15 protein-coding genes and 1 other RNA gene are annotated in these 16,377 nt (G+C 54.3%); 10 read left to right on the plus strand and 6 right to left on the minus strand.

The features are described from left to right. Window positions 1-290: 290 nt before the first annotated feature. The 5 genes from rnpB to ACIQ20_RS13330 form a co-directional block, all read right to left on the minus strand. Window positions 291-710: RNase P RNA component class A (gene rnpB, locus ACIQ20_RS13310), an RNA gene on the minus strand. A gap of 21 nt (window positions 711-731) precedes the next feature. After that, window positions 732-1,625 (minus strand): N-acetylmuramoyl-L-alanine amidase, encoded by an 894-nt coding sequence (locus ACIQ20_RS13315; protein ID WP_395781064.1) that lies wholly within the window; start codon window positions 1,623-1,625, stop codon window positions 732-734. Between the two features lie 9 nt (window positions 1,626-1,634). After that, the gene (locus tag ACIQ20_RS13320; RefSeq protein WP_395781066.1) at window positions 1,635-2,522 is read right to left on the minus strand and encodes a DMT family transporter; all 888 of its coding nucleotides are present in this window, start codon (window positions 2,520-2,522) and stop codon (window positions 1,635-1,637) included. A gap of 131 nt (window positions 2,523-2,653) precedes the next feature. Beyond that, window positions 2,654-2,893 (minus strand): hypothetical protein, encoded by a 240-nt coding sequence (locus tag ACIQ20_RS13325; RefSeq protein ID WP_395781068.1) that lies wholly within the window; start codon window positions 2,891-2,893, stop codon window positions 2,654-2,656. A gap of 51 nt (window positions 2,894-2,944) precedes the next feature. Further along, a complete protein-coding gene (locus tag ACIQ20_RS13330; protein WP_395781070.1) occupies window positions 2,945-3,712 on the minus strand; it encodes a TerB family tellurite resistance protein in 768 nt (255 codons plus the stop codon). Window positions 3,713-3,840: 128 nt separating this feature from the next. Here ACIQ20_RS13330 and ACIQ20_RS13335 point away from each other — a divergent pair, with 128 nt between their 5' ends. From ACIQ20_RS13335 to ribB, 3 genes are all read left to right on the plus strand, one after another. Beyond that, complete coding sequence (locus ACIQ20_RS13335) at window positions 3,841-4,101, plus strand: hypothetical protein (protein ID WP_395781072.1); 261 nt, start codon at window positions 3,841-3,843, stop codon at window positions 4,099-4,101. A 93-nt stretch (window positions 4,102-4,194) separates the two neighbouring features. Beyond that, complete coding sequence (locus ACIQ20_RS13340) at window positions 4,195-4,518, plus strand: hypothetical protein (protein WP_395781074.1); 324 nt, start codon at window positions 4,195-4,197, stop codon at window positions 4,516-4,518. 143 nt (window positions 4,519-4,661) lie between these two features. After that, window positions 4,662-5,963, plus strand: coding sequence for a 3,4-dihydroxy-2-butanone-4-phosphate synthase (ribB, locus tag ACIQ20_RS13345; protein WP_395781076.1), 1,302 nt, complete (start codon window positions 4,662-4,664; stop codon window positions 5,961-5,963). 15 nt (window positions 5,964-5,978) lie between these two features. On the opposite strand, the gene ACIQ20_RS13350 is transcribed toward ribB, so the two are convergent. Further along, complete coding sequence (locus ACIQ20_RS13350; protein ID WP_395781078.1) at window positions 5,979-7,547, minus strand: AMP-binding protein; 1,569 nt, start codon at window positions 7,545-7,547, stop codon at window positions 5,979-5,981. Window positions 7,548-7,785: 238 nt separating this feature from the next. Here ACIQ20_RS13350 and ACIQ20_RS13355 point away from each other — a divergent pair, with 238 nt between their 5' ends. The 7 genes from ACIQ20_RS13355 to ACIQ20_RS13385 all read left to right on the plus strand — a co-directional run bounded on the left by ACIQ20_RS13355 (window position 7,786) and on the right by ACIQ20_RS13385 (window position 16,056). Further along, window positions 7,786-10,239: a M1 family metallopeptidase gene (locus ACIQ20_RS13355; RefSeq protein WP_395781080.1), complete on the plus strand. Its 2,454-nt coding sequence runs from the start codon at window positions 7,786-7,788 to the stop codon at window positions 10,237-10,239. 46 nt (window positions 10,240-10,285) lie between these two features. Further along, window positions 10,286-10,738, plus strand: coding sequence for a DUF6702 family protein (locus ACIQ20_RS13360; protein ID WP_395781082.1), 453 nt, complete (start codon window positions 10,286-10,288; stop codon window positions 10,736-10,738). 75 nt (window positions 10,739-10,813) lie between these two features. Then, entirely contained in the window at window positions 10,814-11,779 is a 966-nt protein-coding gene (lipA, locus tag ACIQ20_RS13365; protein WP_395781084.1) for a lipoyl synthase, read from the plus strand. Continuing rightward, window positions 11,776-12,228, plus strand: a complete 453-nt coding sequence (locus tag ACIQ20_RS13370) for a type II toxin-antitoxin system RatA family toxin (RefSeq protein WP_395781086.1) — start codon at window positions 11,776-11,778, stop codon at window positions 12,226-12,228. Before lipA ends, ACIQ20_RS13370 begins: the two co-directional genes overlap by 4 nt. Before the next feature lie 25 nt (window positions 12,229-12,253). Continuing rightward, window positions 12,254-14,545 (plus strand): fused MFS/spermidine synthase, encoded by a 2,292-nt coding sequence (locus ACIQ20_RS13375; protein WP_395781088.1) that lies wholly within the window; start codon window positions 12,254-12,256, stop codon window positions 14,543-14,545. A gap of 20 nt (window positions 14,546-14,565) precedes the next feature. Further along, window positions 14,566-15,207 (plus strand): hypothetical protein, encoded by a 642-nt coding sequence (locus ACIQ20_RS13380; protein ID WP_395781090.1) that lies wholly within the window; start codon window positions 14,566-14,568, stop codon window positions 15,205-15,207. A 291-nt stretch (window positions 15,208-15,498) separates the two neighbouring features. Then, entirely contained in the window at window positions 15,499-16,056 is a 558-nt protein-coding gene (locus tag ACIQ20_RS13385) for a hypothetical protein (protein ID WP_395781092.1), read from the plus strand. Window positions 16,057-16,377 lie beyond the last annotated feature (321 nt).

Consider the following 16,377-nt stretch of genomic DNA (forward strand, 5'->3'; position numbering starts at 1 on the left):
TTGCTAAAGGAGCCACCATCGTCAGAGCCCAAACCCACCTCTTCAATCAAAATCGCAATCAACCCAAATCCATGCCCCCAGACCACCACGCACAAACCTCCCGCGGAGCGGGTTCGTTCTTCGGCCAGCAAAAGACATTTCGATCGAATGATGTCTTCGTAAAAGAAACAAATCTGTTGGATTGGCTGCAGCAAAAGACAAGCTAGGCAAGCCGGTGCCGCGCTCAGAACTTTGAGACGCGCCTAAACCTTCAAACACCGGCGACTTAAAGGCCCAGCACACAGAGGCAAAATGTCAGACGGTCTATAAGCCGGGTTTTGTCCAAGGGTTTGACCCCTCTGTGCGACCATTCATCTGGGACCTTGCTCACGCAAGGCCTCTTGCGACCTACCCGGACACGCTAACCCACAAACGAGCCGTGACAAGCTAAGCTGTGCCACACGGTGTCCCTATTCGGTCTTGCTCCTGGTGGGGCTTGCCATGCCTCCTTCCTTACGGTCGGAGCGGTGGGCTCTTACCCCACCGTTTCACCCTTACCTCTGTGATCCAAGGACCAAGGAGGCGGTCTATTCTCTGTGGCGCTATCCCTAAAGCTCTGCCCGAAAGCAGCGCCCCGGCGGGCCTTACCCGCCACCATGTTTGCGTGGAGCCCGGACTTTCCTCCCTTGCGCCTTTTCAAGCCTTGCAAGAGCGGCCGCCCGACCGTCTGACGCCGCTGTCATGGGGCAAAGCTAGGCAGGGCGCAAGATGGCAGCCACACGCCCGACGAGCGAGACGGTTTCGACATCAACAAAACCGTCAACTTTGCTGGGGCGGAAGCGGCGTTGGAATGCGCGCAAGGTCGCGCGGGTTTCGGTGTCCAAAATGCCATTGACGGTGACGCCATAGCCAATGGTGCCAAGCCCTGTTTGAACGGCGGCAATGCCCCGGTCCATCATGCCATCAACGTCAAACAAATTGCGCTGGTCACCATCTTCCAAGGCGGGCTGGGGCCAGAGGGCTAGGCCTGCTTCTGCAAAGCGTTTCCACGGAAATTTCTCACCGGGGTCGGACTTGCGCATCGGGGCGAGGTCAGAATGGCCAATGATGTGCTGGCGATCGAGACCATGCCGGCGCATGATCTGTTCGACAAGCGCCATCACCTTTTCGATCTGAACCTCAGGAAATTCCGGCAACCCAAAATCGTCACCGCCATTGGCGATTTCAATCCCGATGGAGGCCGAATTCATATCCGTCTCACCGTCCCAGAAACCACGTCCGGCGTGCCACGCACGCTTTGCTTCATCAACCAATTGAAAGATGCGGCCATCCTCATATACGAGGTAATGGCTCGAAACCCGGCTCATGGGCGAGGGGACCAGTGTCTTTGGTGCGGGCGTGCCGTCTGGCAAGAGTGGGTTTGTAGGTATGTCGTTTAGATAGGCGGTGCGCAGCGGTGCTGGATCAGACAGAACCCGCAATGCGGCATCAGCGCTTTGCATGCCGGTGTAATGGAGTACCACAAAGCGGATTGGCCGCTTACGTTCGTCGAAATTGGGCGAGGGGGATTGGATGATTTCAAGCGGCATCGTTTTTCGGGTCCGGCTTTGACGCGGCTGGAGAGTAGAAATAGGATTACCAAGCATCTGACAGTCTCAGCCTGTTTTGGCCTGTGCAACCGCGTCGCTGGGCAGGCTTTTGTTTTCACGAGCTGCTACTAAGAACACACCCGCCAGTGTGAGGCCACCCCCAATAATCAGCTTGAACGTGATGGGTTCATTCAAGAAAAGGACGCCGGTTGCTACCGCGATCACCGGCGTCATCAAGGTCAATGGTGCAAGCAACGTAATGTCGTACTTCTTGACGAGCTGATAATAGGCTGAGTGGCCGAAGATTGAGACGACCACAATAGAAAAGACGATCCCGGCCCAAACATGCCAGTCGGCTTGCAATAGAGCTGGGATTTGATTGCTTTCCAACACGAATGAAAGTCCAAACAGCGGGATGATGGATAAAAGCCCCACCCAGGCCTGAAGATTGAGCGCTGGGATTGGGTCCAAGCGCTTCATTAAAATCGACCCTGTGGCCCCGATAAAGGCGGAGGCGACGACATAAACCAGCCCGACTTCAAAACTGAACTTGCCGGGCTGATACAAAATCGCAATCACGCCGGCAAAAGCTAAAGCCATGCCCAAGGTTCGCCGCCAACGCACTTTCTCTTGCAGAAAGACAATCGACAGGATGGTGACAATTGGCAAACCAATTTGCCCAACAATCGCAACGGCGCTGGCAGGTGCCGCTTGCAGCCCTAAGAATAGAAGCGCGAAGTGAACGCCACCGATACACATAGCAATGGCAAAGACTAAGCTGAATTGTTTCGGGAAGGGGCGCAAGAATGGCGACAACAGGAGTGCCAATCCCAAGAAACGCACACCAGCCAAGAAAATAGGTGGAATATCGGCGACCAACCACCGCGTGAGAGGCAGGTTGAGGCCCCATGCGACGCAGCAGGCAAAAAGTAAAAGGAAATCGGCTGGACGCATGCGTGTCTCGTTTCACAGTCAGCAATTTGAGGTCAATGGTTTGCTACACACGGCTTGTGTCAAAATGACTGCGCAAGGCGTTTATGCGCGCCCGGTGGACACGCTTTGAATAATCGTGATGAAAAAGCGGGTTAGCGTCCCGAAGGGTCCACACTCCACCCGCGGCCCGTGCGGCGCGCTTCCAACGTCACCACAGCGCGGGTCTCAGGCTGGCGGAAGTTTGCGAGCACGGCACCTGCAAAGCCAATCACAAGTCCAGCAAACGCCATGGCCATCACGCCAAAGAAGAGGGCTGAAACAATCAGCAGGCCAGAAACCAAAGCAATCGTGCTTTGAAACATGGCCCGGGCAGTGTGAGACAGTGAACGCATGTATAAGAGATTGGCACTGAAAAGCTTAACGTCAAGTGTTTGTATCCAGTTTTATGATCCCGCTGGTGCGTTTTGATAGGCTCTCGACGTTTCAGGGCTTGCGCGACCGGACTCCCGTGGGGTGACGGCACGATTTTTTTGCTTTCGGCTTGATTTTATCTGCTCATAGGCGGCATTGATGGCTGCTGTCTTTTCGTGTGCTGCCTTGATAAACTCTACTGGCGCACCGCGCGCAATGAATTTGTCTGGATGATTCTCTGCGACACAGCGTGTCCACGCTTTGCGGATATCGTCATCGCTGGCCTGAATCGATACCGACAGCATGGTATAAGGGTCCGGTGCCCGATCTGGGAAATAGGGGGCGGAGAGCCTAGCAAACTCAGTCTCGGTAAAGCCGAACAACTCTGACACACGCATGAGATAGGTCAATTCGCCGTCCGTAATCGCGCCGTCCGCCGCTGCAACGGCAAACAGGACGTCTAAGACATCCTCCAGCAGACAGGGCTTGGCCATATAGCGTTTACCAATCCGGCGTGCATAGCCTTCATAGCCATGCACGGTTTCCTGCGCCAACGCGAATAATTTGTCGAACATTGGTCTTTCGTCAGGCGAAATAGGAAAGGCTGCGCGAAAGGCTGCTGCTTCGTCCAAAGTCGACTTACCATCTGCTCGCGCCATTTTGGCCGCAAGCGCCACCACCGCAGCGGCAAATTCCATATCGCCTGGGTCTGGTGAGCACGGATCAGATGGACCGACGTCTGGCGCGGCGAGATGGAAGGCGTTGCCTGCGAGATCTAAAAGTCGTTTCCAAAGTGACATCATTTATCCTTAGCACGGCCTTAGACTTTCATACGACCCCTCGATTAAAATTTTTCCACTTCGATTAACCATAAGGGGCTAGAAATGTAGATTTTTCGGTATTACTGTATGGTACTGGAAAGGAGTAAATGCGCATCAACCAGTATCTGGATTTTCAATGGATTGCCGTGCAAGCTGGCGTACCTGTCAGTTTTTTGATCGGTATTCCCATTTTCTTCGCTTTTGTTCTAACTCTTGCATCTATGATGGGAACGAAAGAGCCAGAGAACTATCGGGTAAGCCGCCATATGGAGGTCAAGCGCACCAACAGTTGGATGGCTCCTGTCGGTCTCATGATCTTTGTTGGGATCACGTTTGCTAACTTCGGGCACTATTTTCTGGCAAGCTAAAGCAATTCACGACGTGAGCTATTCATTAACCTTAGTTCCTAACCTTATATTTCGAGATTTCTGCTAAATCTGGTCCATCCTTAGGGGGTGCCTGTGTTTAGCGACCTTATCTATGCGTTCAATCAGATGTTTTCGATCGTTCACTTGGCAGCGCTAAGTTGCCCTGCTGGCTTGATTATCGCGTTGCATTACATGTCGGAGCGCAAGCCAAAGTTCCAGAAAATCGACTATGATCCAGTCATGCGTAAGATGCAGGAATCCGAGGTTCAGCCATCAAAAGCGTTCGCGGGATTTATGACTTTGGTTGGTCTAACAATAGCAGGCGTCAGCTTTTCTTATCTCGCTTGGCCAAGTGAGACACGCCAACAGGCGCAAGCTGGGTGGCAAATCATAAAAAACATCACGGATCGACTGTAAGTCGCCCGATCTTGTTGAATTAGAACCGCCGTCCGGTTTTCAGCCTCAAACTGCTAACTTTACTAGACGTGTGTGAATTTCGCACGATATAGCCACGATAGAACAAATTTGTGCGATTTTTGCGCAATGCTGGAGGTGAGCTGATGGACGTCGTCTGGTTTCGCAATCGCATGAAGGAAGTTGGGGCCACGCAAGAAGATATCGGCGCAGCCATTGGGCGCGATCGCTCGGCAGCCAGCCGACTTCTATCTGGGTCTTTGGAGTTCAAGGCCGCCCATGCTGGGCCTTTGGCCTTGGTGCTCAAGACCACACCAAGCGAAATCTTGAAGCGGGCAGGGGTAGAGTTAGAAGCAGGCAGCACAGGTCGGGCACCTCAACTCCATGCCCGCGTGGAAGCGGCTATCGAGGCGTTCGCCGCTGGCGAGATCATTGTCGTGACCGACGATGACGACCGCGAGAATGAAGGTGATCTCATTGTTGCGGCAAGCCTTTGCACGCCCGAGAAGATGGCTTTCATCGTCCGGCATACGTCGGGGATTGTTTGCGCGCCGCTGACACGTGAAATCGCGCGTAAACTACGTTTGGACCCAATGGTCGCCAATAATGACGCGCCTTTGTCGACGGCCTTTACGGTCTCGGTTGATGTGCGCCACGGCACCACAACGGGCATTTCCGCTGAAGACCGGACCAACACCTGTCGTGCACTCGCCAACCCAAACATCGGCGCCGCAGACTTTGTCCGCCCCGGCCATGTGTTCCCCCTCGTTGCCCGTGATGGCGGCGTACTCGTGCGGACGGGCCATACAGAGGCCACCGTCGACCTATGCCGCATGGCTGGTCTTCCAGAAGTTGGCGTCATTTGTGAGATGATGAATGACGACGGCACCGTGATGCGCGGACCGCAAGTGGCAGCCTTTGCCGCGACCCACAATTTAAAGCACGTGTCGATCGCCGAAATGATTGCCTATCGGCAGTCCCGCGAAAAACTTGTAGAGCGTGTGTCGAGCTTTGTGGTTGAAACAGAAAATGGCCCGGTACAGGGCTTTGCCTATTCAACCCCTTTTGACCCTGTCCATCACTTAGCCTTCGTCGTGGGCAAAATTGGTGCTGGCGAGGACGTACCGACACGTTTGCACCGCGCTGATGTGGTCAAGGACGTGTTTGGCGGTGCCCCTGCCATTAAAGCGGCCATGGAGACCTTCCGAACCGAAGGCCGCGGCGTGCTGGTCTATTTGCGTGACGGGACCGTCGGTGTGCCGTTCCAACAACATCAAGAGACTGAGTCTGAGACCCGTCGCCTACAAACGTGGCGCGAAGTCGGTGTAGGCGCGCAAATCCTGCGCGACTTGGGCGTTCATTCCATTAAGTTGCTGACCCGTTCAACCCATAAGTTTGCGGGCCTCAGCGGCTTTGGGATTGAGATTTCTGACGTCGATAGCCGCTAGCTTAAGTGTGGGCGTTTATGCGCCCACACCCTCTGGCTTTTCCTGCGCGATGCGTTGGGCATTGACATAATCAATCTTGCCCGTGCCCAACAATGGCACTTCCTTGATCTTCATGATCTTTTTTGGAAGTGCTAGCTCGGCTGCACCATTGCTTTTGTACCAAGCCAAAAGGTCAGAGCGTTCTGCAAAGTCGCAATCGGTCAGCAAGATGATTTGCTCACCCTTTTTAGGGTCGTTGACCGCGACGGCGACATGAAGATTATCCGGCCAGCAGCTGGTGGCGTAATTCTCAACCGCGGTCAGCGATACCATCTCCCCGCCAATCTTAGCAAAGCGCTTCACCCGGCCCTTAATGGTCAGATAGCCGTCTTTGTCGATCGCGACGACATCGCCGGTATCGTGCCAGCCGCCCGGCAATGGCTGGATCTCGCCTGGTGCATCTACGCGCACATAGCCGCGCATTAAGTTGGGCCCGCGCACATAGAGCCTGCCGCCGCCATCAATGCCGGGGATGCTCTCTAGCTTCCATTCAATACCGGGAACAAGGCGACCGCAGGTGCCCGGGCGGTTATTGTGATCGGGCGTATTGACGGCAATGATGGGCGAGGCTTCGGTCGCGCCATAGCCTTCCACAATCGGCACATTGAAGCGTGACAACATCATTTGACGGGTTTCTTCCTTAACCCGCTCTGCCCCACAGACAATGAAACGCAAGCTGTTCAAGTCACCTTCGTCTGCTTGGCGTGCATATTGGTTAACAAAGGTGTCGGTCCCAAACAGAATTGTCGATTGGGTTTCGCGCACCATTTTGACGATATTCTTTGCTTGCAAAGGCGAGGGGAACAGCACGCATTTCATGCCCTGCAAGAGCGGCAAGAAGGTACCGCCCGTCAGGCCAAAGCAATGGAAGATAGGCAGTGGATTGAAGACAATATCGTCGGGATTCAAATCCACATGGCCTGCCACTTGTTCAACATTGGCGACCAAATTGGCATGACTGAGCGCAACACCTTTTGGAATGCCCTCGGTGCCAGAGGTAAACAGCATTACAGCCGTCGAATCGGGATCTGTCTTTACCCGCGCCAAGAAAGGAGCCGTTGCATCGAGGAAGCCGCGTGCCTTGTCGAGATTTGTCAGACTTTCGCGCACATCCTCCAGATAGACAATCTTATAGTCCTTCTGAAGGTCTTCGACGAGGCCGGCTAGGTTTGCCTGCTCAACAAAGCGTTTTGCGGTCAAAATGGTGCGGACTTGGCCGGCATTACAGGCTGCGCGGATATTTTTGACGCCGGCAGTAAAGTTCAGCATCGCAGGCGTGCGGCCAAAAGCCATCAGACCAAACAGGGCAACCATCCCGCCCGCAGAATTGGCGATGAGAACCCCAACATTCTCGCCAGGCTCGGTCAAACCGGCCAGTTTACGGCCTAAAACAAAAGAGCCCAGCACCAAGCGGTCGTAAGTAAGAGGCGTGCGGTCGGCATCTTCTAGAATTTCTTTTTTGCCACCAAAACGTCCCCGGGCTTCAACCAAGGCATCAAACACAGTGCGCCGCGTGCGGGCAACATCATAAGGGCGAACAGGCATGTTGGGGTCCTAGAATGCGTTTCCAAGTTTACTGGTTTGGGGCGTTTCTTCACCCTGTTTTCGACGGCCAGCTTGGACGCGAAGCTAACCAGATCACACGAGATTGCAATTTGTTTCAGCAATAGCGCGCATTTTGGCGCTCAAATAACTGTGTTCCTTGAGTGATGCGCTGTCGTCTTTCCAGCAATATTCAGTCACCCACTTGAGATTCTCACGCATCCTATGCCAGAAGTAACAGATGAAAAACCTCAGCATCTTTCGGGCCTTTTTGATCGCTATTTCGTGTGCGGTTGTGGGCACTCACCCTCTTTCGGCACAGGCTGTTCAACAAACGAAGGGCGACTTCCAAGATAAGTTCCGTCAGCTTGATCCAGAAGATGCGCCAACACCAAACGATTATCGCGCTGCTTCGGGTGCGCCCGGGCATAAATATTGGCAGCAAAAGGTCGATTATAAGATCAATGTCAGCCTGAACGAGGCGACAAAGACCCTAACGGGCAGCGCGGACATCACTTATACGAACAATTCGCCCGATACCCTGACCTATCTCTGGCTGATGTTGGATCAAAATGACGTCAAGAAGAATTCGATTGCCGAACTAACTCAAACGACCGATGAAACCGGTCGGATCAGCTTTAATCAGGTTCGCCGCGCCCAAGCCATGCGCGCCAGCGAAGGCGGGTTCACGATTACCAAGGTGACCAATCCCGCAGGCGCAGGCCTTACCTTTGACGTCGTCGATACGCTGTTAAGGGTTGATTTGGCAGAACCTTTGATGCCCGGACAAAGTGCTGCCTTCAAAGTTGAGTGGACTTTGCCGATGCGCGATTCCCGCTTGATTGGCGGTCGCAATGGCTATGAGTGTTTTACGAAGGCTGATCAGGACGGCAATTGCATCTTCCTAGCCGCCCAATGGTTCCCCCGTGCGGCCGTTTATTCCGACTATGAGGGCTGGCATAACAAAAGCTTCTTGGGTCGGGGTGAATTCACGCTGGAATTCGGCGATTATGATGTGGCCATTACAGTCCCAGCGGACTTTGCCGTTTCTTCAACCGGTGACTTAGTCAACGCAAACGAAATCCTCTCGCCCGCGCAACAAGAACGTATGGCCAAGGCACGCGCCAGCTATCGCGATCCGGTCTATATTGTGACACCACAAGAGGCCGCTGCTGCTGAAAAAGCCAAGGCCGCGACATCAAAGACTTGGCGCTTTAAGGCTCAAAATGTGCGCGATTTTGCATGGGCTGGGTCTCGTAAATTCATCTGGGATGCAATGGCGGTCAAGCAGCCTGGCGCGAACGATGTGATGGCGATGAGCTTCTTTCCAAAGGAAGGTGATCCCTTGTGGTCGGCCTATTCGACCAAAAGCATTGCGCACACGATCAACGTCTATGGACGTTTGACGTTTGCCTATCCTTATCCTGTCGCGCAATCGGTCAATGGCCCGGTTGGCGGCATGGAATATCCGATGATCACCTTCAACGGGCCACGGCCTGAGAAGGATAACGCTGGCAATCTCACCTATTCAGACCGTTCCAAATACGGCTTGATCAGTGTGATCATTCACGAAGTTGGCCACATCTGGTTCCCCATGATCGTCAATTCCGACGAACGGCAATGGACTTGGATGGACGAAGGTCTGAACACCTTCTTGCAATATGTGGCCGAGCAAGAATGGTCGGAAGCCTATCCGTCGCGTCGTGGTGACCCGCGCGATATCACCGAATATATGCGCTCCAGCAACCAAGTGCCCATCATGACGCAGTCTGATTCCGTTCAGCGTTTGGGCGATAATGCCTATGGCAAGCCCGCGACGGCCTTGGTAGTTCTACGTGAGACAGTGATTGGTCGGGCACGTTTCGACCGGGCGTTTAAGGAGTATGCCACGCGCTGGCGCTTTAAGCGTCCAACGCCCTATGACTTCTTCCGCACGATGGAGGAAAGCTCTGGCACAGACCTCGATTGGTTCTGGCGCGCTTGGTTCTATTCTACCGACCATGTCGATATCAGCCTGACCAACGTCCGCGAGGGCACGATCGACACCCAAAACCCCGATATTGAATCGGCTCGCCGCATCGCAGAGCGTGATGCTAAGCCGATTGAATTGGGTCAGTTGAACAATAAGGGCATCAAGACCTATGCCGACAATGACCCCTCGGTGTTGGACTATTATGACCGCACCGATCCCTTGTCGGCAACCAAGGGACAGAAAACGCGTGCGGCGACAGCCCGCGCAGCTTTAAGCCCAGAAGAGCGGGCCGTCCTCGATGTGAAGGATCGCTTCTATATTTTGAGCTTGGAAAACAAGGGCGGCGCGGTGTCGCCAGTAATCCTGAAATTCACCTTCAAGGATGGAACCAGCGATACGGTCGCCATCCCTGCAGAAATCTGGCGCTATGATGCGCGCAAGGTGAATTGGACCTATATGACGGCCAAGGAAGTTACCCAAGTCGAACTCGACCCACGTCAAGAAACGGCAGACGTGGATCGGTCCAACAATTACTTCCCAACCCGGATCGAACCCACCCGTTTGGAAGTCTTCAAAGCCTCGCAAGGTCCACGAAATCTGATGCAGGACAATGATCTGGCAGTAAGCCAAGAGTCGACCCAGACCAAGCCTGCGGTTTCGCCAAAGGCCGGGGCTGGCACAACGGGAGCAGGGGCTGCGACGGGCGCCCGTCCCAATCGCTAAGATGAGACGTTCATGCGTCGCTCTACTGGGGTTGCTAGCCATAAGCTTGGCCAGCAGCCCCGCGTTGGCGCACAGGCTTGAAGCCGCCTTAAGTGTGGTTGAGGTCAATCCGTCGAGTGGCGTTCTTGAGATCACCCACAGGCTCTACGCCCACGATCTTGAACATGCGCTTGATCTGGGTCCTGTTGGGGTCGGCTATTTCGAAACATCCGAAGGCCAAGCGGCGATCAAGGCTTATTGTGAGCGTCAATTCTTGATTGCTGACGGACAAGGCAAGGCCATACCGCTTCAATTTGTCGGGGCGGAAGTGTCGGGCGATTTGCTCTATGTCTATTTTGAAGCAGGTCGCTACTTGGGCCGTGAGCTGACCCTTGATTCCAACTTGCTGCAGGACTTTACCGAGGCACAGGTCAATCAAGTCAATGTGCGACGGGGCGGCAAGACGGTTTCGGCACGGTTTCAGACCGGCACTGCGGCCAAGCGGATGCGCTTACCTTAAGAACCCATATCAGCTCTGCGCAATGGGATGGTGTTGGACCTTTCCTTTTTGGGCGAAAGGTCTCATTTAAGGCCTATGGTCACGCTCATCGACACCCAAGCCCAGCGCGCCGCGCGCCACCCCGAAAAGCAAAAACGGCCCGATAGCGTCGTGATGCGCAAGCCCGAGTGGATCCGTGTGCGCGCACCAGGCGGGGAAGTCTATGAGCAGACCCGCGCCATCGTGAAAGAGAACCGCCTTGTCACCGTGTGTGAGGAGGCTGGCTGCCCCAATATCGGTGAGTGTTGGAGCAAGAAGCACGCGACCATGATGATCATGGGCGACACCTGCACGCGGGCTTGTTCGTTCTGCAATGTCAAAACCGGTAAGCCCAACGCCCTTGATCTTGAAGAGCCCGCCAATGTCGCAAAGGCGGTTGCGACCATGGGCCTTGAACATGTGGTGATCACCTCGGTGGACCGCGATGATCTCGATGATGGCGGGGCTGCGCATTTTGTTGCGACCATCAACGCCATCCGGGCAGTAACGCCAAACACAACAATTGAGATTCTAACGCCCGATTTCTTGCGCAAGGCTGGGGCGGCAGAAGCCGTGATTGATGCCAAGCCAGATGTGTTCAATCACAATATGGAAACGGTACCGCGGCTTTATCTCTCAATCCGCCCGGGTGCCCGCTACTATGCGTCACTCCGTCTGCTGGAGCGGGTGAAAGAGCGCGATCCAAGTCAATTCACCAAGTCTGGCCTGATGGTGGGCCTTGGCGAGACCAAAGAAGAAGTCATGCAGGTTATGGATGACATGCGCTCTGCCGGCGTAGACTTTCTGACGATTGGCCAATACCTCCAGCCAACCCGCAAGCATGCGCCAGTCGACCGCTTTGTAACGCCGCAAGAGTTCGAAGCCTATGAGACCATTGCCTTGTCGAAAGGCTTTTTGATTGTCTCTGCCACACCGCTCACCCGGTCCAGCCACCATGCTGGCGAAGATTTTGAGCGTCTTAAGGCTGCAAGAGACGCGCGTCAGGATCACATGGGATCGTGAGCCGGTTTGAGACCATCGAATTAATGCCTTTTGCGCCAGATGATCTCTTAGCGCTGGTTAGCGATGTTCCGGCCTATTCGCGCTTTCTGCCCTGGGTGAAGGCGTCACGCATTTCCCAGCTTAAGCAAACGCCTGATGGTCGCTATTTCGTGGGCGAGGCTGTCGTGGGCTATAAAGCTTTTCGGGCGCAATTCTCGACCCACGTCGATGTGGACGAAACCCAGCGCACAGTCATGACCCGCCTGATCCAAGGCCCGTTCCGCTCACTGAAATGTGTCTGGGGTTTTCGACCCAGCGAGTCCGGGACTTTGGTTGATTTGAGTTTGGATTTTGAGTTTTCTGAGCCTTTTTTGGCAGAATTACTCCGCGCCAATATGGATAAAGCTGTTTCGAAGCTGATTATGGCCTTCACAGAAGAGGCCAAAGGGCGCTACTCCCAAATAGAATAGAGATGGCCAATTAGGAGAATGCTGCGTGACAGATGCGGTTTTAGATGACCAAGTTCCAGCACCGCCTATTGCGCCTTCACCTCTTATGAAGTCTGTCTCTTGGCTCTATCCGGCCACGACTTTCCTGTCTGCAGCGCTTCTTTTCACCTTACAGCCGCTTTTCGCAAAAATGCTGACCCCGATGATGGGCGGCACGCCAGCTGTCTGGAACACAGCCCTGGTCTTCTATCAAGGCGCGCTCTTGATTGGTTATCTCTATGCCCATTTAATCGCCACACATCTTCGTCCGCGCCAACAATTGATGGTGCATGCTGGCGTGCTGACGGTGGGGCTTTTGTTCCTGCCGATCCATGTCTCGGGCTTGGTTGGTACCCCCAATGTCGAGAGCCCGGTTGGCTGGACTTTAGGCGCGCTCCTGCTCTCGTTGGGTGGGCCGATTATCGCGATTTCGGCAACAGCACCTTTGATCCAAGCCTGGCGAGCCCGTTTGGGTGATGCGGTTGACCCGTATCGGCTCTATGCGGCCTCTAACTTGGGCAGTTTTGCCGCACTTGCCGCTTTCCCCTTCCTGATCGAGCCGATGATTGGCGCAAAGCTACAGTCTGTTATCTGGGCGATTGGCTATGTGATCTTGATGATCGCCTTGATCATCTCGATTTATGCGGTACCCGCTAACAGCCAAGCGCCGAAAGAAACCGCCCTGCGCAAGACGACGTGGCTGGAGCGCTTTACGTGGGTGGCCTTTGCAGCCCCGCCTTCGGCCCTTCTGGTAGCGGTTACGACCCATCTCACGACCGATGTGGCTTCTGTGCCGCTGTTGTGGATACCCCCACTGGCGCTGTTTCTCTTGACCTTCGTCATTGCCTTCTCGGCCATTGGCGACCGGATTGCAGAAGGCGCAGCACCGCTTAAGTTCATGGTCGTGTTTCTGTTGGCCGCCATCATGGCTTCAGATGGGGACGGGGGGCTGAGGGGTCTGTGGATCCATTTGGCTGCCTTCTTCATCATTGTTCTTTGTTGCCACCTTGAGCTCGCTGTGCGGCGGCCAGAGCCTGCGCGCTTGACGGAGTTTTATCTGTGGATGTCGCTCGGCGGTGTTTTGGGTGGGGCGGCAACCGCGCTCTTGGCCCCCATCCTCCTCAACACAACGATTGAATATCATTTGGCACTGGTTGCGGCTTTGGCCGTAGCCCCTTGGCAGCGGGCGGATTTGAAGTGGGCCCTGCCTGCCGTCGTCATCGCCTTGGGGGTTTCCGCCCTCTATCAGAATTCGTTCGACGCCTATTTGTGGCTGGAAGAATATTTGCCCATCAAGGGTGCCGCCGAAGGCACAGAGTCGATGTTCTGGCGTGAGGCTTTGCTAATTGATCGGCCTGAATTTGGAGGCGCCATCCTGTGCTCCATCCTCGCCTTAGCTGCTCTTATGGCGTCGCGCTCGGCCCCGCTGGTGGCAGCCATTGGCGGCTTAGCACTCCTGTTGCCGGTGCTCACCGAAGACGGTGAGGGGGTAAAGTTCCGTGAACGGAGCTTCTTTGGGGTCTTGGAGATCGAAGATAGTGGGCAAGCCCCAACGGGATGGCGCTATCTCTCGCACGGCACCACTTTGCATGGTGTGATGAGCTTGGACCCCAATCGTAACCGCGAGCCGATGTCCTATTATTATCGCGAGACGCCCATTGGCTCCTTGTTCGAAGAAGCCACCAATGCGAAGCCTACAACGCTGCATGCGGGCGTCATTGGCCTCGGCATGGGCTCGTCTGCCTGCTATGCCAAGCCCGGCCAAAACTGGAAAGTCTTTGAGATCGACCAAGATGTGGTGCGCGCCGCAACCGATCCTAACCTTGTCGGCTTCTTGAACCGCTGTGCCCCAGACGCCAAAATCATCCTGGGCGATGCGCGCCTACAGATGCAAAGCCAACCCGATAATTGGTTTGATATTCTGTTGGTTGACGCCTTCTCCTCTGACGCCATCCCAACCCATATGATCACGCAAGAGGCCATTGCCTCCTTCATGAAAAAAGTGACTCCCGACGGGATCATGATCGTCCACATCTCTAACCGCTATTTGGATCTGGGTCGCATTGTCGCCGATTCAGCGCATAAGCTGGGCTATGTCGCGATGGAAGGTAATCGCGACGGGGCCGAAGATAATCCCAATGCTGACACCAGCGTCCGCGTCATCGTCATCGCCAAAACACCCGCACGCTTGGCGAAATATTCGCTGCCCATGTGGGAATTGATGATGCCGCGCAAAGAACTTAAGCCGTGGACGGATGATCACACGGATATTCTGCGCGCCATATCGCCGGATGAGTGAGGGGTGGGTGCCCGGCTGAGATGGCGTTAAAGGACGAGATCAAGTCATGCATGTTGGTGGCAATGAAGGATCGACTTGATCCGTACATGTCTGCGCAGGAATTCAACTGTAGGAAGGCAAGCTTGATTTATAAGCGGGTGATGCGCGGTTCGACACAGAAGATCGATTTAGCAGTTCAAATTCATCCCAAGGATAATCTGAACGCAGCGGCGGCAGTCTACCCCAGCATGGAGATACTTGTCCCCCACGTCGATGCGATCTTAGATAAGATGGTCCGCAAAAACCTTGGCCTATTAGAGGGGATAACTGGCGGCACCTCGAAGCAGCCAATTGAATTCACGTCGCAAAAGGCACAACTCGGGCGTTGGTTCCTGTATCAACCCGATAGTGTATCTGGGGTAGTGGATGACATAAGGGCCTTTCTCGAGAACTGGACGATGCCGTTCTTGGACAACTATACGACTCCAGAAGACATCGTTATTGCCGACGAACGCAACGATGGCAGAATAGTCCGGGATCGGGCTCAATTAATGCGCGTTGTGGCTGCAGCACTTTTCTTGAAACGTCGAGATTATGCACAAGAGATAATGGAAACGAGGCTAGGTGCACCTGGTATCCGCAGGCGCTATCAACAGATTTACGACTTTATCCAGAGGATGTGACCTTGCTGGAAGTATCTCTAACTTAGACGGCAATTGCCGCAAGCTGTGCCTAGGCAAAGGCTTAGTTCCAGTTTGAGCGCGCAAGATGGGGCGTCAAGGGGCACGCCCTGCGTGTCGCCGAAGCCGATTTCACCCCTTGACACCTCAGCTTGCGCAGAAACAATCGTCGGGCGGCTTGAAGGCGAAACGCGTCCTTAAAGCCGTTCCAAGTGAAATTCTATTTGGGGGAGGTGCATTCCTGTCGGAATGGCAACCAACTCTGGGGAACAAAATTCGAACGAGGCTTAGGCAGTGAAATGTGATCTTGAAATTGAAGCTTTTAGAGAAATGGCGACAAAGCGGTTCGAGCAGATTGGCGGTTTGGCCGCTTGCGTTGGTGTGGGCAGATTTACAAGCTCGTACGTGATTAGCACGCTTGACGGTTGGAGTTCCGCCGGAACAAACCTCGATCATAGTCAAGGATTTTATAGAAATGTAGCATTCCGGGAGGTCGACGAAACTCTAAGTCGTACCGATTTCGCGAGTGGTTCTATCGTGATATTTCAATGCGGCTGGTATGATCGGTCCTTTATTGAAAATGAGTTTCTTGGAGGAATTTCTTATTTCTTCTGTGGCAGCAATTGCTACTTTTATACTGACACATGGTCGAAAAACGTTTTGCTGCGATGGCGTGAACTTTCGCCGAGTTTTGACAATGCTGCCTTTGTTATCAAAAGTTTGCCGAATGGCGTATCGTTAACTTCAGGATGCACACTGCCTAATAGTCTGATCCCGCTACTTGCCGAGCAGGCGTCCGCTTGTCTTTTGAACGCCTATGATGACGAAACTTTTGTGGTTGGGGAATTCTAAGTCCTTAGGTAGATCAGGGCTTGCGCGCAAGATGGGGTGTCGAGCCCCCCTCCTTTTGGGGTCGACCAATTGGTCGACGGGTTGGGGTGAGGATGGTACATTCGCTTTGCCTGAGTGCGCACTACTGAAGCTCAAATCGGGCCGAGCGATGCGCCTGTGCGCACATGGCCCTCACCCCCGCCCCCTCTCCCAGAGGGAGAGCAACCGTGTTTAAGATGGAGTGGTTTTTGCCCAGTCTGTGTGGTCTCGCATCATGGCGTTGAGTTGGGTGATGAGTTTTCGCATGAGGGCGTTGAGGGCGACCATTTTGGGTTTGGCGTT

Origin of the sequence: Aquidulcibacter sp. (assembly GCF_044346625.1) — a bacterium.
In the GTDB taxonomy this organism is placed as follows: domain Bacteria; phylum Pseudomonadota; class Alphaproteobacteria; order Caulobacterales; family Aquidulcibacteraceae; genus Aquidulcibacter.

Excerpts from the sequence above, each read along its gene's own strand:
- ACIQ20_RS13315 (WP_395781064.1), bottom strand. The coding sequence starts at position 1,625 with ATGCTTGGTAATCCTATTTCTACTCTCCAGCCGCGTCAAAGCCGGACC.
- ACIQ20_RS13320 (WP_395781066.1), bottom strand. The coding sequence starts at position 2,522 with ATGCGTCCAGCCGATTTCCTTTTACTTTTTGCCTGCTGCGTCGCATGG.
- ACIQ20_RS13325 (WP_395781068.1), bottom strand. The coding sequence starts at position 2,893 with ATGCGTTCACTGTCTCACACTGCCCGGGCCATGTTTCAAAGCACGATT.
- ACIQ20_RS13330 (WP_395781070.1), bottom strand. The coding sequence starts at position 3,712 with ATGTCACTTTGGAAACGACTTTTAGATCTCGCAGGCAACGCCTTCCAT.
- ACIQ20_RS13335 (WP_395781072.1), top strand. The coding sequence starts at position 3,841 with ATGCGCATCAACCAGTATCTGGATTTTCAATGGATTGCCGTGCAAGCT.
- ribB (WP_395781076.1), top strand. The coding sequence starts at position 4,662 with ATGGACGTCGTCTGGTTTCGCAATCGCATGAAGGAAGTTGGGGCCACG.
- ACIQ20_RS13350 (WP_395781078.1), bottom strand. The coding sequence starts at position 7,547 with ATGCCTGTTCGCCCTTATGATGTTGCCCGCACGCGGCGCACTGTGTTT.
- ACIQ20_RS13355 (WP_395781080.1), top strand. The coding sequence starts at position 7,786 with ATGAAAAACCTCAGCATCTTTCGGGCCTTTTTGATCGCTATTTCGTGT.
- lipA (WP_395781084.1), top strand. The coding sequence starts at position 10,814 with ATGGTCACGCTCATCGACACCCAAGCCCAGCGCGCCGCGCGCCACCCC.
- ACIQ20_RS13380 (WP_395781090.1), top strand. The coding sequence starts at position 14,566 with ATGGCGTTAAAGGACGAGATCAAGTCATGCATGTTGGTGGCAATGAAG.